The 19,977-nt window shown below is 31.8% G+C and carries 18 protein-coding genes; 2 read left to right on the top strand and 16 right to left on the bottom strand.

The features are described from left to right. Positions 1-249: 249 nt before the first annotated feature. Complete coding sequence (recU, locus tag HMPREF2663_RS05230) at positions 250-876, top strand: Holliday junction resolvase RecU (RefSeq protein ID WP_002476769.1); 627 nt, start codon at positions 250-252, stop codon at positions 874-876. Next, the gene (locus HMPREF2663_RS05225; protein WP_002490015.1) at positions 873-3,104 is read left to right on the top strand and encodes a transglycosylase domain-containing protein; all 2,232 of its coding nucleotides are present in this window, start codon (positions 873-875) and stop codon (positions 3,102-3,104) included. The genes recU and HMPREF2663_RS05225 overlap by 4 nt, the downstream gene beginning before the upstream one ends. Positions 3,105-3,288: 184 nt before the next feature. On the opposite strand, the gene HMPREF2663_RS05220 is transcribed toward HMPREF2663_RS05225, so the two are convergent. From HMPREF2663_RS05220 to aroC, 16 genes are all read right to left on the bottom strand, one after another. Continuing rightward, complete coding sequence (locus tag HMPREF2663_RS05220; RefSeq protein WP_002457679.1) at positions 3,289-3,621, bottom strand: YpoC family protein; 333 nt, start codon at positions 3,619-3,621, stop codon at positions 3,289-3,291. Positions 3,622-3,625: 4 nt separating this feature from the next. Next, entirely contained in the window at positions 3,626-4,285 is a 660-nt protein-coding gene (gene nth / locus HMPREF2663_RS05215; protein WP_002446458.1) for an endonuclease III, read from the bottom strand. After that, positions 4,275-4,961, bottom strand: coding sequence for a DnaD domain-containing protein (locus HMPREF2663_RS05210; protein WP_002446459.1), 687 nt, complete (start codon positions 4,959-4,961; stop codon positions 4,275-4,277). Before HMPREF2663_RS05210 ends, nth begins: the two co-directional genes overlap by 11 nt. Positions 4,962-5,054: 93 nt before the next feature. Then, positions 5,055-6,347: an asparagine--tRNA ligase gene (asnS, locus tag HMPREF2663_RS05205; RefSeq protein WP_002439780.1), complete on the bottom strand. Its 1,293-nt coding sequence runs from the start codon at positions 6,345-6,347 to the stop codon at positions 5,055-5,057. 120 nt (positions 6,348-6,467) lie between these two features. Continuing rightward, entirely contained in the window at positions 6,468-9,176 is a 2,709-nt protein-coding gene (locus tag HMPREF2663_RS05200; protein ID WP_070845919.1) for a helicase C-terminal domain-containing protein, read from the bottom strand. 24 nt (positions 9,177-9,200) lie between these two features. Beyond that, a complete protein-coding gene (locus HMPREF2663_RS05195; protein WP_070592859.1) occupies positions 9,201-10,172 on the bottom strand; it encodes a biotin--[acetyl-CoA-carboxylase] ligase in 972 nt (323 codons plus the stop codon). Next, complete coding sequence (locus HMPREF2663_RS05190) at positions 10,159-11,361, bottom strand: CCA tRNA nucleotidyltransferase (protein WP_002490003.1); 1,203 nt, start codon at positions 11,359-11,361, stop codon at positions 10,159-10,161. The genes HMPREF2663_RS05195 and HMPREF2663_RS05190 overlap by 14 nt, the downstream gene beginning before the upstream one ends. After that, a complete protein-coding gene (bshA, locus tag HMPREF2663_RS05185) occupies positions 11,351-12,493 on the bottom strand; it encodes an N-acetyl-alpha-D-glucosaminyl L-malate synthase BshA (protein ID WP_002489963.1) in 1,143 nt (380 codons plus the stop codon). Before bshA ends, HMPREF2663_RS05190 begins: the two co-directional genes overlap by 11 nt. Before the next feature lie 21 nt (positions 12,494-12,514). Next, complete coding sequence (locus HMPREF2663_RS05180) at positions 12,515-12,832, bottom strand: nucleotide pyrophosphohydrolase (protein ID WP_002446465.1); 318 nt, start codon at positions 12,830-12,832, stop codon at positions 12,515-12,517. Positions 12,833-13,011: 179 nt separating this feature from the next. Next, positions 13,012-13,707: a zinc metallopeptidase gene (locus HMPREF2663_RS05175; protein WP_002446466.1), complete on the bottom strand. Its 696-nt coding sequence runs from the start codon at positions 13,705-13,707 to the stop codon at positions 13,012-13,014. A 44-nt stretch (positions 13,708-13,751) separates the two neighbouring features. Further along, positions 13,752-14,345 carry a DUF1405 domain-containing protein gene (locus HMPREF2663_RS05170; RefSeq protein WP_002446467.1) on the bottom strand — a complete coding sequence of 198 codons (594 nt, stop codon included), beginning with the start codon at positions 14,343-14,345 and terminating at the stop codon, positions 13,752-13,754. 11 nt (positions 14,346-14,356) lie between these two features. Next, positions 14,357-14,920 carry a YpiB family protein gene (locus HMPREF2663_RS05165; RefSeq protein ID WP_070845917.1) on the bottom strand — a complete coding sequence of 188 codons (564 nt, stop codon included), beginning with the start codon at positions 14,918-14,920 and terminating at the stop codon, positions 14,357-14,359. Positions 14,921-14,933: 13 nt separating this feature from the next. Beyond that, positions 14,934-16,178, bottom strand: a complete 1,245-nt coding sequence (locus HMPREF2663_RS05160; protein WP_002486983.1) for a tetratricopeptide repeat protein — start codon at positions 16,176-16,178, stop codon at positions 14,934-14,936. A gap of 3 nt (positions 16,179-16,181) precedes the next feature. Further along, on the bottom strand, positions 16,182-17,483 hold the full coding sequence (gene aroA / locus HMPREF2663_RS05155; protein WP_002475222.1) for a 3-phosphoshikimate 1-carboxyvinyltransferase: 1,302 nt from the start codon (positions 17,481-17,483) through the stop codon (positions 16,182-16,184). 9 nt (positions 17,484-17,492) lie between these two features. Then, positions 17,493-18,557 carry a 3-dehydroquinate synthase gene (gene aroB / locus HMPREF2663_RS05150; RefSeq protein ID WP_002496854.1) on the bottom strand — a complete coding sequence of 355 codons (1,065 nt, stop codon included), beginning with the start codon at positions 18,555-18,557 and terminating at the stop codon, positions 17,493-17,495. Between the two features lie 27 nt (positions 18,558-18,584). After that, positions 18,585-19,751, bottom strand: coding sequence for a chorismate synthase (gene aroC, locus HMPREF2663_RS05145; RefSeq protein WP_002446472.1), 1,167 nt, complete (start codon positions 19,749-19,751; stop codon positions 18,585-18,587). Between the last annotated feature and the right edge of the window lie 226 nt (positions 19,752-19,977).

Below are 19,977 nucleotides of genomic sequence, written 5' to 3'. Positions count from 1 at the left end.
TTTGTTAAATTCTATTAGTAATACTAAATAAAAAAATATGAAATTTATGGAATTTTATTAACTTGAAGATTACATTTATCTTTCATTTATGAAAGAAATCGTGACAGATTGGCATAAGCAAGTTAAAATAGTGATTGATGTATGTTTTCTTTGTGACATATACATTCAAATACGATAGTTTGTTTTAATTTTATAATTTTAAATAATCATTTAGTATAAAATAGGAACAAACTTGTGTGGTGAATTATGATGAATTATCCAAATGGTAAACCATACTCTAAAAATAAGCCTTTGGACGGACGTAAGAGTTCGCCATTTTCAAGTAATATTGAATATGGTGGACGAGGTATGACACTTGAGAAAGATATTGAACAATCGAATACTTTCTATCTTAAAAGTGGCATAGCAGTTATTCATAAAAAGCCGACTCCGGTTCAAATAGTTAATGTTCACTATCCGAAACGTAGTAAGGCTGTAATAAATGAGGCTTATTTTCGCACTCCTTCAACAACTGATTATAATGGTGTCTATAATGGATATTACATTGATTTTGAAGCTAAAGAAACTAAGAACAAAACTTCATTTCCACTCAATAATATTCATGCACATCAAGTAGAACATATGAAAAATACATATCATCAAAAAGGAATTGTCTTTTTAATGATACGTTTTAAATCACTTGATGAAGTGTATCTTTTACCCTATTCAAAATTTGAAAAATATTGGCAAAGATACATTAATAATATTAAAAAGTCGATAACTGTTGAAGAAATTCGGAAAAATGGTTACCATATTCCTTATCAATATCAACCAAGATTGAATTACCTCAAGGCAGTTGATAAGTTGATATTAGATGAAAGTGAGGACCGCGTATGACGGAAAATAAAGGGTCTTCCCAACCTAAAAAGAACAACAATGGGAAGTCCAATGGAAAAAAGAATAGGAATGTAAAGAGAACGATTATTAAGATTATAGGTTTTATGATTATTGCCTTTTTCGTTCTATTGCTACTCGGTATCTTGTTGTTTGCTTATTATGCGTGGAAAGCTCCAGCATTTAGCGAATCAAAATTAGATGATCCAATTCCAGCAAAGATTTACGATAAAAACGGAGAACTTGTAAAAACACTTGATAACGGACAGCGACATGAACATGTGAATATCAAAGATGTTCCTAAAGACATGAAAAATGCTGTTTTAGCTACTGAAGATAACCGTTTCTACCAACATGGAGCATTAGATTACAAACGTTTATTTGGTGCCATTGGTAAAAACTTAACAGGTGGATTTGGTTCGCAAGGTGCGTCTACACTTACACAACAAGTTGTAAAAGACTCATTCTTGACACAACAAAAATCTATCGGTCGTAAAGCACAAGAAGCTTATCTTTCTTATAGATTAGAACAAGAGTACAGCAAAGATGAAATATTCCAAGTTTACATGAATAAGATTTATTATTCGGATGGCGTTACTGGAATTAAGGCCGCCGCTAAATATTACTTCAACAAAGATATGAAGGATTTAAATTTAGCTGAAGAAGCTTATCTAGCTGGTTTACCTCAAGTTCCTAACCTTTACAACATTTACAACAATCCTAAGGAAGCTAATAATCGTAAAGATACTGTGCTTTATCTTATGCATAAACATAACCGTATTAATGATAAACAATATGCGGATGCTAAGAAGATTGATCTTAAAGCTAACTTAGTTGAACGTACTAAAAAAGAACGCCAAGTCACTGGAAATGAAAAAAATCCTGAGTATGATTCTTACGTTAATTTCGTTCAATCTGAATTAATGAATAACAAGTACTTTAAGGATAAAAATTTAGGTTCAGTTCTTCAAAGTGGTATAAAAATTTATACTAATATGGATAAAGATGTTCAACAAACGTTACAAAATCGAATTAACAATGGTTCTTTCTACAAGAATGAAGACCAACAAGTTGGTGCAACAATTCTAGATAGTAAAACTGGTGGATTAGTTGCGATCTCAGGTGGACGTAATTATAAAAATGTTGTTGAAAGAAACCAAGCTACTGACCCTCACCCTACTGGTTCATCATTAAAACCTTTCTTAGCTTATGGACCTGCAATAGAAAATATGAAGTGGTCAACTAATCATGCGGTTCAAGACGAATCGTCATATTGGGTAGATGGTTCTCAATTCAAGAACTATGATACTAAGAGTCATGGAACAGTATCTATCTATGATGCATTGCGTCAAAGTTTCAATATTCCAGCTTTAAAAACTTGGCAACAAGTTAAAAGTCAAGCTGGTAATGATGCACCTCAGAAATTTGCATCTAAATTAGGATTGGATTATAGTGGCAAAATTGGACCTTCAGAAGTATTAGGTGGATCTTCATCAGAATTCTCACCTACTCAACTAGCTTCCGCTTTTGCAGCAATAGCAAATGGTGGTACTTATAATAATGCGCATTCAATACAAAAAGTTGTTACTCATGAAGGAGATACAATTGAGTATGAACATACGAGTCACAAAGCTATGAAAGACTATACATCATATATGTTAGCTGAAATTCTTAAAGGTACATTTAAAGCATATGGTTCGGCTTATGGACATGGTGTGTCAGGCGTAAACATGGGTGCGAAAACTGGTACTGGTACGTATGGACAAGAAATATACGAAAAGTATAATTTACCTGATAATGCTGCCAAAGATGTTTGGATCAATGGTTTCAGTCCAGAATATACTATGTCGGTATGGATGGGCTTCAATAAGGTTAAACAATACGGAACAAATTCATTTATCGGTCATTCAGAACAAGAGTATCCACAATACTTGTATGAAGATGTAATGTCTAGTATCTCATCTAAAGATGGTGAAGATTTCAAAAAGCCTAATGATGTACAAGGAAGTTCACCGGACAGTCTATCTGTATCAGGTCATTCTGATAATAATACTACTAACCGTAGTGTTCATGGAAGTAGCGATACATCTTCTTCATCAAATGGTGGCTCTAACTCAGCATCAAGTGGAAACAGCTCGAATAGTTCAAATAGTGCCAGTCAAGGTAACTCAGGCAATACATTTACACGTCTATTCAATTTAAACTCTATATTCGATTATAAAGTTTCATAAATAATTAAACTTAAAGCTCCAATTTCAAGAAAATGAAATTGGAGCTTTTTCTGTCCTAGAAAAGTAAATTTAGCATGTGCAGTAATAATCTGAGTTCTCTAGTTATTAATTAATTTGATTAACTACATCGAATGTGAATTATGAATGTTGATATAGGTATAAAATAGAATAATTAAAATTAAATTTATTTTTGTTGACGTTGCTTTCTAATTAGATAAGATGCATTCATTTTTATTAATTCTGATTTCAATGTTTTCATTTGACGATAGCCCATAAAATGGTGTTTACGTGCAACCATATAATGATAGCGTTCATCAAAATTCATTGGAACCACTGGATATGTATCGAGTTGATTAAAATGAATTTCATCTATGTTATTTATTTGTTTAAAATAGTTAATGATTAAATCGAAATAAGTATCTAAAAGTTCCCTAGCTTCTGGTGTTTTGAGTTGTTTATTACTTGCTAGTTGATCAAGTTGGTCTTCTATATGATTGAAATCCTGTTTTTCAATCATATCATCACGCCTCCTTTATCTTTGCTTTATGTCGTTTTTGCCCTTCTCTACAATCATTTAACAATGGACATATCTCACATTTAGGTTTTCTAGCAAGACAATGATATCTCCCAAAAAATATTAATTGATGATGGCTTTTATTCCATCTATCTCTTGGGATAATATCACATAATCGATCTTCTACTTGTCTTACATTATCTTTCCAACGATTAATTCCCAAACGTTTAGAAACTCTCTCAACATGAGTGTCGACAGCTAAAGAAGGTTCTCCAAATGCAACACTCATTACAACATTTGCTGTTTTTCGTCCCACTCCAGCTAGACTCTCTAATTCTTTATGTGTTTGTGGGATTTGACCATTAAATTGTTCAATTAAAGAGTGACATAATTTTTTTATATTTTTGGCTTTATTGCGATATAATCCAATAGAGCGTATATCATTTTGTAATTCTTCATCACTCACATTTAAATAATCTTCGGGTGTTCGATATTTTCTAAATAATGATTGCGTAACACGATTGACTAGATTATCAGTACACTGTGCTGATAATAATACAGCTATTGTAAGATCAAATGCATTTCTATGGTTTAACTCACATTCTGCATTAGGAAACATATCCGCTATAACATCAATCATTTGTAATGCTTTTTTCTTACTTATCATTAGGATTCTCTCCATTCAACCAGTCAAATTTAGGCACCTTTTTAACAACATGCTTCATTTTTGGTTTGTTAAACTGTTCTCTTATTTTCTTTGAATCGTCAACTGTTTTCACATTATTCTTTTTCCAATTTAATAAAATACGATCAATATATTTAAAACTAAGTTTATTTTGGCTAAGTGCCTCATCAAGAGCGGCTTGTATAACTGATAAGTCATGGTGATCGACATCAATCCACTGATTTAATGTTTCAATTTCATATGGAGATAGTGGTCTGCCGAACGATTGCTCAACTAACTGAAACAATTGCTTAAATTGCTCTTTTTTATCTTGTTCCTCATGTTTTAAGTATTGATGTTTTAATAATTGATTTAATTTGTGATAGAAGGGATCTAAATTCATGTATTCAGTGAATTTACCTTCTTCGTCTTTATTAACATTGAGTTCTAATAATTCTCTTTGAATTAAGTTTTGTATTACGGAAGTAATTTGACGAGGTTCCATAGTTGATCCTTTTTGAAGAAACTCAATAGAAGGTTGCTTATTAGAAGTTTCAGATGCATATAAAAGTTTTATCAAAATAACTAAATCTTGTTCATCCAAACCTAACTCTGAATAATGATCAAACAATTCTCGTCTTATAACAACAGGTCTTGTTTTTAATTGAATTAGATCCATAATATTACTACCTCCTATTTAAAATGAACGCCCAGCCTTAAAATGACTGGACGTTTCAAAAATGGTATTTTGAACATAAATACGAATAATCAATTATGGATATAAGCGATTAAGTAAACGTGGGAATGGAGATGTTTCACGAACATGTTCAACTCCAGAAATCCAAGCTACTGTTCGCTCCAAGCCTAAGCCAAAACCACTATGTGGTACGCTACCATAACGACGTAAATCTAAATAATAGCTATAACTTTCTTCATCCAATTCGTGCTCATTAATGCGTTGTTCTAATAATTCTAAATCATTAATACGTTCGGAACCACCAATAATTTCACCGTAACCTTCAGGCGCAATTAAATCAGCACATAATACTGTATCTTCATTGTCCGGATTTGGTTGCATATAGAATGGTTTAATTTTAGTTGGATAATTTGTAATGAATACTGGTAAATCATAGTGATTAGCGATTGCTGTTTCATGTGGTGCACCAAAGTCTTCACCCCATTCAATATCATCGAATCCCTCTTTTTTCAAGAATTCGATAGCATCATCATAAGAAATTCTAGGGAAAGGTGTAGCAACTTTTTCTAGTTTAGTTGTATCTCTATCTAAAGCTTTGAGTTCTAATTGGCAATGATTTAAAACAGATTGAACAATGTGAGACACATACTGTTCTTGTATTTCTAAGCTTTCTGCATGATTCGTAAAGGCCATTTCTGGTTCAATCATCCAGAATTCAATTAAATGGCGACGTGTTTTAGATTTTTCTGCACGAAAAGTTGGGCCGAATGAAAAAACACGTCCGTGAGCCATTGCGGCTGCTTCCATATACAATTGCCCACTTTGTGATAAAAATGCATCTTCATCGAAATATTTTGTATGGAATAACTCACTTGTCCCCTCTGGTGCACTTGCTGTTAAAATAGGTGGATCAATTTTAGTGAAGCCATTTTCATTGAAAAACTCATATGTTGCACGGATGATTTCATTTCTTATTTTCATAACAGCATGTTGTTTTTTTGAACGTAACCATAAGTGACGATGATCCATTAAAAATTCTGTTCCATGATTTTTTGGTGTAATAGGATAATCATGTGCTTCATGTACAATTTCGATTGATTTAACTTGCATTTCGTAGCCTAAATCAGAACGATTATCTTCTGTAATCGTTCCTGTGATATATAAAGATGATTCTTGAGTAATATCTTTTGCTAGTTGAAATGTTTCTTCATCAACTTCAGATTTTACTACTACTCCTTGCATAAATCCTGTACCATCGCGTAATTGTAAGAACGCTATTTTACCACTTGAACGTTTATTAGTTAACCAAGCACCAATTGTTACTTCTTGGTTAAGATGTTTTTTCGCTTGTTTAATCGTAGTCTTCATAACCAAACTCCTATATTTTTCTTTTTAAATACTCATTTATTTTAACAAAATATGTCTTTAACTTCTACAAGTTGAGTAACTGGAATCATACGATATGATTTATTATAGATTTCTAAAAAGCTAGCTTTTACTCTCTTTATCGATAGACCTCTGTATTTGATCCAGTAATTTATTAAACTGTTTAATGTTACCTTTTCGTTGTTTAAAATGTTCTAGTGATTGAGCAAAAAAGTTTTTATATGTGCTATTTACTAGTCGATCATCAAATGACACAATAAGTCCTTTGTCGTCTTCGTGTCGAATAAGACGTCCAAGACCTTGTCTAAACCTAGTCACAGCATCAGGTAATACATAATCTTTAAAAGTTGATGTGAATTCAGAGTCCATGAGCCAGTATTTAATATTATGTTTATTCATAAATGGTAATTTAGCTATCATTACACATTTAAGACCATTGGCTTGAAAATCAAAACCTTCAAAAAATGTTGATGTTCCAAGAAGTATTGATTTATCAAAGTTATTAAACTGTTGAACAATTTTATAATTTTGGTTTTGCTGTTGGGTTAAAATGACATAATCTTCTAATTCAGGTAATTCATTTAACAAATCTTGAACCATATGCATCATTTTATAGCTTGTAAATAAGACAAGACATTTAGACTGTGTTACTGTAATGTATTCAACAATATAGTCAACAATTGAAGCTACATAATCGTCTAAATTTTTATAATTGTACGTTTCAACATCATTGGGCACAAAAACATTTGTATGGTTGGATGATGTTAAAGGTGTTGAAATTTCAAATGTATTAAAGTCTATGTCTTCATTAAACCAATTTTGAAATGCTTTAAATGAGTGATTGAAAGCTAATGTGCCTGATATAAATGTAAGAGACTTAAATTTTTCAAGTACTTGTTTCGTCAGGATATCCTTAACATCATAATCCTTGACTAAGAGCCGGATTGTTGATTTTTGTGCTAAATTTTTAATTGAAATAAAGCTAGTATGGTGATTTTTTATACTTTGTTCGATAAGTTTAAATTTGTCATGTAAGTATAATAATTGTTTCCGTATGGACTTGATTGTTTTGTGATTCATTCCGTTAAATATTTCTATTGTTTTATTTAATTTATCTATGATTGAACGTAAATCTTTTAAAATCTCACTCGTTTCAAACTCATAAACGTAATGATACTTATGAATGTCATCATCATAAACGTCTGATGTTTGAATAATGTTATAAATTGTAGTGAATAGTTGCTCATTTAAATCATGTAACTCATTGATATTTATTTTTAAACCAAAAACGTCTATAGGTGCAATATCTAGTTTCTCTAAAATACGTTGTTGCTCAAGTTTGTCTACTGCTTTAAGTAGTTTTTCATTTTCATTTTTGCCAATAAGTCCTAATTGATATTTAACATCTGAATAATTTAAATCATTGGTAACTTGATTTAGCGCATAGTCAGGCAATCTATGTGCTTCATCGATGATGCAATCATCAAATAGTTGATATATAGTGTTTTCACTGTCTGAATGAATTAAGTGCGCATGATTAGTGATACCAATTTGTATGTTTTGAGCATTCCTTTTTATATAATTGTAATAATGGATATCATGACGAACTGGAACGTATGTTTCAATTTTTTGGTCAACATACATTTTTTGTCCACCTTTAAGATTTAATTCTTGTATGTCCCCAGTATTTGTTTCAGTTATCCAAATAAGTAACTGCATTTTAAGAATATTTACTTCATAATTACTTGTATCATCTTTAAGAATTTGGCTGATAAGACCAAGAGATATATAATCATTTTTACTTTTGATTAATGACGCGTTAATTTTAAAATCTAAAACATCATTGAGTAATGGTATGTCTTTTTCTAATAGCTGACTTTGTAATAATTTTGTATTTGTTGAAATCATTACATGACGACCGGTTTCAATATTATACATTGTTGCTGCAAGCAGATAAGCAAGAGACTTTCCACTACCTAAAGGTGCTTCAATCATTGCTTTATCACTATGCATCAACTGATCAAGTATAATTTCGGCTAGGTATAACTGTTGTGGCCGATATGTAAGATTTAATGATTGAGTGACATTTTTATATAAATCTTTTAAGGTACCATCAAAATTGACAGCCGGTTTTTTTAAATCAATTTGTTTACGGTAAATAATTTGTTCAAATTGTTCAAATTGGTTGTTACGTGGTTTGGTTTGATAATTTCTAACCATTTCAAACAAAATATGATAAAGATCATACTTGAGATTTTTACTTAAATAGTACAGTTGTTTTTGTGTATCTAAATGCAATTGCTCGAACTTCTCAAAAGCTTTAATCATCAATTTAGCAGTTGTTTTTGCATCTTCATCTGCTCTATGTGCATTATTTAACGGGATATGATGTGATTCAGCCAATGCGCTTAACTGATAGCTTTTGTCTGTAGGGAATGCGATTTTAAACAATTCTAAAGTATCCATGACTCTTTTAGGTTTAAATTGAATATTACATTTTTCAAAAGCTTTTTTTATAAAATTAAGATCGAATGAGATATTATGTGCAACAAAAACACAGTCTTTGATAAGTTGATAAATGTCATCTGCGACCTCATTAAAATAAGGTGCCTGTACCAACATTTCTTCTTCTATAGAAGTTAAGGCTTGGATAAACGGTGGAATTTCTAAATCGGTACGTATCATTGAATGGTATGTATCAATGACTTGATTCTGACGTACAAATGTAATGCCAATTTGAATGATTTCATCATAATCCAGTTGATTTCCAGTTGTTTCTAAATCCACAACTGCAAATGTTGCTATTCCCATAATGTCCGCTCCTCATTTTTGTGTTTATAAATCTATATCTGCACTCATAAGTCGATGTAATTGACCTTCTTCATCTTTAACTATAAGGAATCCATCTGAATCAATATCTATGGCCTCCCCCAAAAATTGATGATCATTTTCAGTGAATTTAAGTTGACGATGCCATATATTTGTAGTGTGAATATATTCTTCTCGAATTGACTCAAAAGTTTGATGTAAAAATTGATCAAATCGATGTATAATTTGAGTTAATAATGTAGTTAAAAAAGTATATCTATTAATTTTACTATCGGAATGCATACGTATACTTGTTGCTTTATCTTTAATATCCTCATCAAAATCACTTTCAACATGATTCATATTTATACCTATACCACAAATTATTGCTTCTATTGCATCATAGTTAGCAACCATTTCAGTTAAAAATCCGCAAATTTTTTTATTACCAATATATATATCATTTGGCCATTTAATTGTTACACGTTCGTTCGAAAATTGTTGAATTGCATCTCTAATACCTAAAGCAATAAATAAATTAAATTTAGGTATCATAGAAAAAGGTACGTCAGGTCTTAGTACAAGTGACATCCACAACCCTTTTCCTTTAGATGATTCCCAATTACGATTGAATCTACCTCGACCTTCTGTTTGTTCATCGCTCAAGATTAAAAATGTATCATTATTTCCAACGAGTGCTCTCTTTGCTTTTAATTGTGTTGAATCTACAGTGTGATAAACTTCTAGATGATTAAAAAGACCAAGTTCATCAAGAATGGGTTTTACAATACCGCTATACCACTGATCAGGTAATGAATTCAGTTGATGGCCTTTGTGATTTATTGACTTGATATCACAACCATCTTCTTTTAATAGATCAATAACTTTTTTGACACCTGCCCTAGAAATATTGAGTTGATCGGCAATATATTGCCCTGATATGTAATTTGATTGATGTTCATACAACATTTTAATGACGTCTTGACTATATTTTGACATGTGCATCCACCCATTCTAATATTTCTTCTTTAGTATTGGCTATTTGATTTGATATGACTGCGATTTCTATTTCTCTAAGTGTATCTTTTAGCCATGGTCCTGAATTTTTATTCGTATGATTGAGTATATCTTTACCATTTATTGCCAATTCTTTTCTGCAATGGATAGGTAATTTTTTATTTGCTTCGCGAATACTTATTTCATTAATGATTAATTGATTGGCTGTTGTAAGCCCATTTTGTTTAAGCAAATGATGTAATGATAATAGGATTTCAATATCTTTTAAATTGTAATCATATACTAATGTTATTAAAGATTGCTTTGACTGTATCTTAGGCAATGTTTGGATGAGTGTAATCCATTTTTTGATAGTTGCTTTTTCTTGATTGCTAATTTTCAAGGAGCTTAATTGTACATCTTTTGGTTGTTGGACGATTAAGATTGCAATCCAAAGTTCAAATGTGATGGGCTCATCTATATGAAGATGAGACATCTCAAATGATTTGAAAAAAGGTATATAATTAAATGCTTTCATGTTTTGCATGACTTCAAAGCTTTGTTTAACATTGTTTCCCATGATAAGCTTTTTAAGCTCTACTACTACACGTTCAACGGATAAATATTGTATATCTGAAATATGAGAAGACATTGCATGTAATGTGTCTGAATCAATTTGAAAATTAAGTTGTGATTGAAAACGTAACCCTCTAATAATACGAAGCGCGTCTTCTGAGAACCTTTCACTTGGTACACCAACAGTACGAATTACTCGATTTTTTATATCTTGTTGACCATTAAAATAATCATACAACTGGTAATTTAGATCCATTGCTATAGCATTCATTGTAAAATCTCTACGTTGAACATCTTGATATAAATCTCTTACAAAATACACTTCACTGGGCCTACGATGATTGATGTATTCATCTTCAGATCTAAATGTAGTGATTTCATAATTGTCATTTTGAAATACCACGTTGATCGTACCGTGTTCTTTACCCACTGGTATGGTTTTATCAAATATAGATTCTATTTCGTCAGGCATTGCACTGGTGGTAATATCAACATCATGTATAGGTCGTTGCATGATGTAATCACGTACTGATCCACCAACGAAATAAGCTTTAAAACCTTTATTTTGAATTTTTTTTAAAATAGGTTTTGCTTGTTCAAATATCTCATGACTCATTGCTGTTCTCACCTTGTTCTAGCATCTTTCGATAATAGTTTTCATATTGGTCAGTAATTAAATCTGAACTAAATCTTGCTTCAATATCTTTCAGCATTTGGGATTGCATTTTTTGATATAATTCTGGATTTGATAAAAGTTTAATAGCATACTTTGCAGCTTGTGTACTATCTCCTATATCTACTATAAATCCAGTTTCTTCATGTCTGATGACCTCTTTAATACCACCTGCACGACTCCCTAAAGGTAAGACGCCTGTTTTCATTGCTTCTAAGAGAGTTAATCCAAAACTTTCTTTCTCACTTAAGAGTAATACTAAATCAGATAGTTGGTAGAATGCGCTTACGTCATTTTGTTTGCCTAAAAAGAGTACGTGTGCTTCCACATCGAGTTCTCGTGCTTTATGTCGCATATCGATTAATTCTGGGCCATCTCCTAAAAGTATCAACTTGGACGGTATACTCTCATGAACTTTTGCAAATGTCTCAATCACTGTATCAATGCGTTTTACTTTTCTGAAATTAGAAACATGTATCAGTACCTTTTCTTCAGAAGAGATACCATAACAATCTTTTAATTCTTCATTATGACGAGTTGGGAATTCATTTTCCCGTACAAAATTATATATAGGGATGATTTCCTTTTGAGTATTGATAATTTCATAAGTTTGCTGTGCTAGTGAATGACTAACACTTGTCACAATATCACTTTGTTCTATGCCAAATTTTATCGCGTTTTGTAAAGTATGGTCATAACCTAACACTGTTATATCAGTGCCATGTAGTGTTGTCATAATTTTGACGTCTTTACCTGACATTTGTTTAGCTAATATACCACATACAGCGTGAGGTACAGCATAATGCATATGCAATATGTCTAAATCATATTCTTGTATAACGTCAGAAATTTTTGTACTTAATGTAATATCGTATGGTGGATATTGGAATACGGCATATTGATTGACTTCAACTTGGTGGAACGTCATGTTAGGTAAAGGTTTGCGTATTCTAAAGGGTATATTTGAGGTAATAAAGTGAACTTCATGGCCACGTTCTGCCATTTTAATACCGAGCTCTGTAGCAATAATGCCAGAACCACCCATGGACGGGTAACATGTTATACCGATTTTCATTTGTGCCCATCCTTTCTTAAATTATTTTCTTTCAAAGCGATTTTTATCTCTTGTATTAAACTTATTCATCGTGTCATTAAAGCTTTCTGTCATATCTATGTTCAGAGAGTTTGCAATACACAGTAAAACAAATAAATTGTCTCCCAATTCAGCTTTAATTGTATTATCTTCTTCAGTATCTTTCTTTTTTTTCTCTCCAAAATGATGGTTTATTTCGCGTGCTAATTCTCCAACTTCTTCTGTCATTCTTGCAAGATTGGCAAGTGGAGAAAAATAACCAGTTTTAAACTGACTGATATAGTCATCAACTTCTTGTTGCATTTGTTCCATAGATTTCATATGAAAGTACTCCTTTATCGCTATTCTTATATAGTATATTACAAAATAAAGTGCCTTGCATTTCAAGTGCAATGTTTAATATGTATTAAAAGATAGGCTTTTGTCACGTATTCAAATAAAAAAGGTAACCATTACAAATCAATTGTAATGATTACCAGGAACTGCGTTGTTATATATGATTAATCACTTGATCTTGCAATTAATATAATACGAGCAAGTTCAGCTAACGCAACTGCAGTAGATGCCACATATGTCATTGCTGCTGCAGATAAAACTTTTTTCGCGTGTTTGTATTCTTTCTCATTAACGATATTTAAAGCCGTTATTTGTTTCATCGCTCTTGAACTAGCGTTAAACTCAACAGGTAATGTCACGATAGAGAATAAAACTGCAAGTGACATTAAACCAGCACCAACCCATAGAACTGTAGAGCCAAAGACACTACCGAGAGCTGTTAAAACAATACCTACCATAATAATAATGTAGCTTAAAGAACTACCAATATTAGCTAATGGTACTAATGCTGTTCTAAATCTTAATGGTGCGTAACCTTGCTGATGTTGAATTGCATGTCCTACTTCATGGGCTGCAATTGCAGTACCAGCAACTGATGGTCTATCGTAGTTTGCAGGAGATAAACAAACAACTTTTTTATTTGGGTCATAGTGATCAGTTAAGAAGCCTTCGCCTTTAACGACGTCAACATCGTAAATGCCATTAGAATGTAAAATTTCTTCAGCTACTTCACGACCAGTTTTACCACTTGTGGATCTCACTTGTGAGTATTTTTCATAATTAGATTTAACTTTATGTTGAGCCCACATTGGAATGACCATTAATATTACGAAATATATAATCATTGATATTAAAGACATTAAACTCACTCTCCTTTATTTTCATTTTACTGTCAAATTTATCTTTAATCAAATGTTTTAACTTTCAACCACTTTTGTAATTTTAAAAATAAAATATACGATATGATAGTGAGACTATAAGCCAACACCCCTACTTCAATTAAATGTTTGGCGATAAAATTATAGTATGGATATTGTCCGTATATGTAATCTATTACGTCATTGACAGTCACCCATATGAAAGTCATCAATCCAGCCAACTTAGATATTTTAAAACGAGGATAAAAATAGATAGCTTCTAACATCATAATTGCGTGAGATATGAGCAACATAAGTCCGTTTATAGCAACATCATTCATTTTTATGAACATCAAAATATTCATAATTACAGCCCAACTACCATATTTAAATAGAGTTATAAAAGCTAAAGCGTCAATCAGTGCATTACGCTTATTAAATAGTATGAGTAATAATGATAAACATAAAAATAATGTAGCAGTGGGACTATCTGGAACAAATAATTTAAAATAATTTGGCGTGTTAGCTAATTGACTACTATACCAATGATAACCGTATATCGTACCAAATATATTGCAAACTAAAATAAAAGAAATCAACCATTTTTGATAAAGTGAAGTTTCCCAAAGCCATTGATTCATCTTAGTATGGACTACCTATCATTTAAAGTTAATTGAATATCTTTTGATTTTAACACATTAAGTATTTGTGTGAGTTGATAAAAATAATCAGGTTCATTCATTTGTAAACTTAAATCAATATTGTTTTGTAAGGTTTGAATAATAGTTGTTTGTTTTCTTTTATCCATAGAAATTGAATACAAGTCTTGTACATAAGATGAATAACTAGGTGAATGAACGAGCTGCATTAATATTAAATCATCTAAGCGAGGTTCTCGCGCGTGACAATGAGCAAAATGTATTTGTATATCTAATCTTAATGTATGATTTGCAATATAATTAAAAATTTGATTTGTATTAATATAAGCTTTATTATCTTTGCTCAATTGAATTGCAGAAGCAGTTGTATCCACTTCTGCAATTTCTAAAGTATAATGATTATTGATTTTACTATTTACGAAATGTACATTATTTAGCTTATCTTGATTTGCCTTTAAATAATTTAATACCCACACAGTAATTCTTGATTTAAAACGATAGTTAAACAGAATATATTCTATAAAATTTTGTTTGATACGAATAAGAGAATCATTCATTTAAGTCACCAACTTACATTTGCAATCTCATTGACTCATCATGCCAATTTTCATTGCTTGGATCAATTTCTAATAATTGATTTAAAATCAAAAGTGCTTTTTCTTTTTGACCAATTTCTAATAAATAGAAGTAATAATCGCTTAAAAATTCAACTTGAGTTTGTAATGTTGGATATGCTAATTCAAAGAAATGTTGCGCTTCTTTATCTCGTTCTTCTTGACCGTATGCATATGCTAAATGCCACATGAAAATAGGATCTAAATCTTCTTCGTCTACATAAGTCAACAATTGTATAATTGATTCATAGTCTTCTTCATTACGATATAAATCACTTAAAATCAACAATGGTTCATGATATGCATTATCGACCTCTAAGGCTTGTTTTAACAATTCTACACCTTCATTTGCATCTCCATGCTCTATTTCTAAGCTACCTGTAGAAACCATTAATTCTTTGTAAAATTGACTTAAACGTAATCCTTCCTTACCAGTTTCTATAGCATCAGGATAATTTTTTTCATTTTCAAATAGAGATTGAAGATAAAAATATCCTTGTATAAAATCAGGATCTTTTGAAAGTAATGTTTGCATAATTTTAATTGCTTCTTGCGTTAAATCGTTTTTTTCATAGGCAATTGATTTTTTAAAGTAATCTTCAGAATTCATCTCTTCTTCACTAATTTCATCAAATAAGCTAATAGCATCTGAATAATTACCACTTTGTAAACTACAATCTGCCATTCGCGAGAAAAGATTTACTCCATTCACTTCATATTCACCTGTTTCCAATACTGTTTCATACTCTCTTGTAGCTCGTAAGTATTGCCCATCGTAGTATAATAGCTCTGCTAAGGCGAAGTGAATAATTGGATCATTAGGTTCAAGATCTAATGCTTCTTGCAATTTGTCAATTGCTACTTCTAACATATTAATTTGTTGGTATAGATCGGCTTCTAGCATCAATTTTTCGGTAGATGGTTCTACTTGTGCTAAATATTCAAGTGCTTCGTCAGTTTGATTTTCAGACATGAGACCTTCGATAAAGTAAATGAGTAATTCACTTTCATCTGGGTATTTATGATACAACGTTCTAAAAACTTCTAACCCTTGAGGTGTAAGACCGAAATTATATAAAGTTTCACCAAGTATAAATAACGCATCATCATTGTTTGAACTCAATGCCTCATTTACTCGAGAATCTAAGTTTTCTATTTTTTGTAGATTGATATCGTCTATAAGTTTATAGATATCTTCCATTTTTTATTTTCCCTCATTTTCTAAAAGCTTTAGTTTAGGTAAAAAACCTGGGAAGGAAACATTAACAGCGTCAAATTGCTCTATTTTGAGTGGTTCTGAACTAAGTAGTGAAGCTACAGCTAACATCATTCCTATACGATGATCTGTTTGACTATCTACAGTTGCATTTGATCTAAACTCTGATGGATGTATAATAAGTCCATCATGTGTGGGTTGTAAATTAAAACCAAGTAAATTTAGCATGTCTGCAGTAGTATCTATACGATTTGTTTCCTTCACTTTTAATTCTTCTGCGTCTTTGATAATACAAGAATTTGAAGCTTGTGTGCAAAGTAATGCAATAACTGGCAATTCATCGATAGCTCTTGGAACTAAGTCGCCTTTAATTGTAACAGCATTCAAGTTCGGTGTATATGTTACATGTATTGATGCAGTTGGTTCTGCACCTTTGCTTACATTACTTAATTCAATGTTTCCTCCCATTTGTTTAACGATATCTATGATACCTGAACGAGTGGGATTAATGCCAACATTATGAATTGTAATGTCACTACCGGGCGTAATTAGAGCTGCGACTATGAAAAATGCAGCAGATGAGATATCGCCTGGAACATGAAAGTCTCTAGGCTGTATATGTTCAATTGCATAAGGTAAGGTTTGGATTGTCTTACCTTGAATTGATATAGGAATATTAAAGTGTGCAAACAATGTTTCTGTATGATTTCTACTAACATCAATTTCTGTGAGTGTCGTTGCTTCTTTTGAAAATAGGCTAGCAAGTAAAATAGCACTTTTAACTTGTGCACTTGCAACCTCCATTTGATAATTTATACCTTTAATGGTTGAAGGCTTAATAATAAGCGGTGTGTAATTATTATCAATTCCAGATATATTAGCGTTCATTTTCAGAAGAGGTTTCATCACTCTATCCATGGGTCTTTTGCCTATAGATACATCACCAGATAACACACTTTCAATACCTAATCCGCTTAAAAGACCAGCAAGTAATCGTGTAGTAGTACCAGAATTACCAGTATAGAGAACTTGGTGTGGCGTTGTGAAATTTTGATATCCTGGTGAATTGATTATGATAGAATTGTCCTGCTCTTCAATTGTTACACCCAATTGTTTAAAGATATCCATAGTACGTCGACAATCTTCTCCCAATAATGGTTCATAAATGGTTGATATACCTTTAGCTAATGAAGCTAACATAATAGCGCGGTGTGTCATCGATTTATCACCAGGTACTTCTATTTCACCTTTGAGTGGTCCATTAATATTAATTATTTCACTGTTATTCATTTGATTCACCTACTTAAAATAAGATTGTAATTCCTCGAAAGCTGATAAAAGCGTATCCTTATCAACATGAGTGACAACTGGTTTCCCTAAATTTTTAAGTAAGACCATTTGAATACCATTGTAATCATTTTTTTTATCTAGAAGCATAAAATGGTATGTATCTTCAAAATGAAGTTGTTTGATGATAGATAATGGATATTTAAGTTTTTTCATATAATTAATATAGTGTTGAATGTTATAATTTGACTCGAATAAGTGATTCGCAACAATAAATTGATAAAGAATACCAATCATAACTGCATGACCATGAGGAATTTTATGCTCATATTCAATTGCATGACCAAATGTATGACCAAGATTAAGAAACTTTCTTTTACCTTTTTCTTTCTCATCTTCAACAACAATATTTAGTTTTGTTTTTATACCCTCAAATAAATAATAATCTAGATTTTTTAACGCTTGTAAATTTTTATTTGAGGTAAAATTAGATTCGATATTTTTTGTTGAATCCTCGCCGTTTAATAAAGCGTGCTTATAGACCTCAGCATACCCACTTAGTATTTCAGAATATGGTAGAGTTTCTAAAAAATCTAAATCATAAATGACAGCTTTGGGTCGATAAAAAGCACCAATTAAATTTTTACCATGCTCAGAATTAATTCCAACTTTACCACCTACACTTGAATCGTGGGCTAAAATAGTTGTCGGTACTTGGACAAATGATACGCCTCTAAGTAAAGTTGCAGCAATAAACCCTGCGAAATCTCCTGTAGCACCACCACCAATGGCAACAATACACGTTTGACGTGTTAATTGATGGCTTAGTAAATATTCAATAGTACGATGATAATGTTCGAATGATTTTGACGTTTCTCCAGAAGGGATTACGATACATTTAGCATCAAGTTTTTGAGCCAAAGCTTCAAGTTTATCTACAAATAAATTATAGACTTGCTTATCGATAATGAAAAATCGTTGTTCTTCATTTTTAATGTATATTTCTAAAGAGTTAATTGCGTGATGTTCAACGATAATGGGATAATTATCACTTGCATATGATGTTTTAAGTTCCATGCTTTCACCTCAATCATTCTAGGGTAATTAAAATTCTATATTGAGTTGTCGACGCTCTTTAATTTGTGCTATGAGTTGGTCCATGTGGTTAGATTGAAACTCTTCGAGTACTGCTTTTGCTAATTCAAAAGCGACAACGTGTTCACATACTACGCTAGCTGCGGGCACTGCACAACTATCTGAGCGTTCAATAGTAGCTTTGAAGTCTTCTTTACTGTTAATATCAACTGAGTTTAGTGGCTTATATAAAGTAGGGATAGGCTTCATCACACCATTAACAATGATAGGCATCCCATTACTCATGCCTCCTTCAAATCCACCTAAGTGATTTGTAGCTCTAAAATAGCCTAAATCTTGATTATAATGAATTTCATCTTGAATTTCGCTACCAGGTTTTTCAGCTGCTTTAAATCCTTCACCAAAACTTACACCTTTGAATGCGTTGATACTCACAACACCCTGTGCAATACGTCCATCTAATTTACGGTCATAATGTACATAACTTCCCACACCAATAGGCATGTTTTCAGCCATTACTTGAACTACGCCCCCGATTGAATCTCCGTCTTTTTTCGCTTCATCTATTTTATCTCTCATTTGTTGCGCTATATTTTCGTCAACTACACGTACATCATTTTTATCTACATTATTTTTGAACATATCTACATCATATAAACCTTTGTCTTTAATACCACCAATTTCGACTACACGGCTGTATAAGTGGATATCTAATTGTTCTAAAAGAATTTTTGAAACAGCACCCACAGCAACTCTTGCTGCTGTTTCTCTAGCAGATGAACGCTCGAGCACATTTCTTAAATCACGATGATTATATTTCATACCGCCTACAAGATCAGCATGGCCTGGTCTAGGTTTTGTAATGGTACGTTTCATATTTTCTCTTTCTTCATCGCTAATTGGTGCGACGCCCATTATTTTTCTCCAATGAGTGAAATCGTCGTTAGTAACTACTAAAGTTATTGGACTTCCCAAAGAAAAGCCATTTCTGACGCCTGACACAATTTCTATAGTATCTTTTTCAATTTGCATACGACGACCCCGACCATATCCCCCTTGACGTTTAAACATTTCCTTATTAATATCTTCAGCCGTAATTTCTAAATTAGCTGGAACACCTTCAATGATGACTGTAAGTTGTGGTCCATGTGATTCACCGGATGTGAGGTATCTCATGATCGCACGCCCCTTTCTATTCTTCAATACATTAAATTGTAATATGTTTAATATATTATCATATTCAATCAAACAACATAAGTCAGTTAGATAAACAAGAAGATTTTTATTTTAGCAGTGATAAATATTTTAGAAAGAATAGCACCAAGATGATTGTTATGTCGTAGTGATATTATATAAATTAAAAATCAGTCTACTGAAAAAAATCAAAAGAGCTAAATCATTA

Source organism: Staphylococcus sp. HMSC077D08 (assembly GCF_001837945.1).
GTDB lineage: Bacteria > Bacillota > Bacilli > Staphylococcales > Staphylococcaceae > Staphylococcus > Staphylococcus epidermidis.
Note: the sequence above shows the minus strand (reverse complement) of the source record. Positions and strands in the feature narration are given on the sequence as shown.

Excerpts from the sequence above, each read along its gene's own strand:
- HMPREF2663_RS05160 (WP_002486983.1), bottom strand. The coding sequence starts at position 16,178 with ATGGAAGATATCTATAAACTTATAGACGATATCAATCTACAAAAAATA.
- recU (WP_002476769.1), top strand. The coding sequence starts at position 250 with ATGAATTATCCAAATGGTAAACCATACTCTAAAAATAAGCCTTTGGAC.
- HMPREF2663_RS05190 (WP_002490003.1), bottom strand. The coding sequence starts at position 11,361 with ATGAGTCATGAGATATTTGAACAAGCAAAACCTATTTTAAAAAAAATT.
- HMPREF2663_RS05225 (WP_002490015.1), top strand. The coding sequence starts at position 873 with ATGACGGAAAATAAAGGGTCTTCCCAACCTAAAAAGAACAACAATGGG.
- bshA (WP_002489963.1), bottom strand. The coding sequence starts at position 12,493 with ATGAAAATCGGTATAACATGTTACCCGTCCATGGGTGGTTCTGGCATT.
- HMPREF2663_RS05195 (WP_070592859.1), bottom strand. The coding sequence starts at position 10,172 with ATGTCAAAATATAGTCAAGACGTCATTAAAATGTTGTATGAACATCAA.
- HMPREF2663_RS05210 (WP_002446459.1), bottom strand. The coding sequence starts at position 4,961 with ATGGATCTAATTCAATTAAAAACAAGACCTGTTGTTATAAGACGAGAA.
- aroA (WP_002475222.1), bottom strand. The coding sequence starts at position 17,483 with ATGAATAACAGTGAAATAATTAATATTAATGGACCACTCAAAGGTGAA.
- aroC (WP_002446472.1), bottom strand. The coding sequence starts at position 19,751 with ATGAGATACCTCACATCCGGTGAATCACATGGACCACAACTTACAGTC.
- aroB (WP_002496854.1), bottom strand. The coding sequence starts at position 18,557 with ATGGAACTTAAAACATCATATGCAAGTGATAATTATCCCATTATCGTT.
- nth (WP_002446458.1), bottom strand. The coding sequence starts at position 4,285 with ATGATAAGTAAGAAAAAAGCATTACAAATGATTGATGTTATAGCGGAT.
- HMPREF2663_RS05200 (WP_070845919.1), bottom strand. The coding sequence starts at position 9,176 with ATGGGAATAGCAACATTTGCAGTTGTGGATTTAGAAACAACTGGAAAT.
- HMPREF2663_RS05220 (WP_002457679.1), bottom strand. The coding sequence starts at position 3,621 with ATGATTGAAAAACAGGATTTCAATCATATAGAAGACCAACTTGATCAA.
- HMPREF2663_RS05175 (WP_002446466.1), bottom strand. The coding sequence starts at position 13,707 with ATGTCTTTAATATCAATGATTATATATTTCGTAATATTAATGGTCATT.
- asnS (WP_002439780.1), bottom strand. The coding sequence starts at position 6,347 with ATGAAGACTACGATTAAACAAGCGAAAAAACATCTTAACCAAGAAGTA.
- HMPREF2663_RS05170 (WP_002446467.1), bottom strand. The coding sequence starts at position 14,345 with ATGAATCAATGGCTTTGGGAAACTTCACTTTATCAAAAATGGTTGATT.
- HMPREF2663_RS05180 (WP_002446465.1), bottom strand. The coding sequence starts at position 12,832 with ATGAAATCTATGGAACAAATGCAACAAGAAGTTGATGACTATATCAGT.
- HMPREF2663_RS05165 (WP_070845917.1), bottom strand. The coding sequence starts at position 14,920 with ATGAATGATTCTCTTATTCGTATCAAACAAAATTTTATAGAATATATT.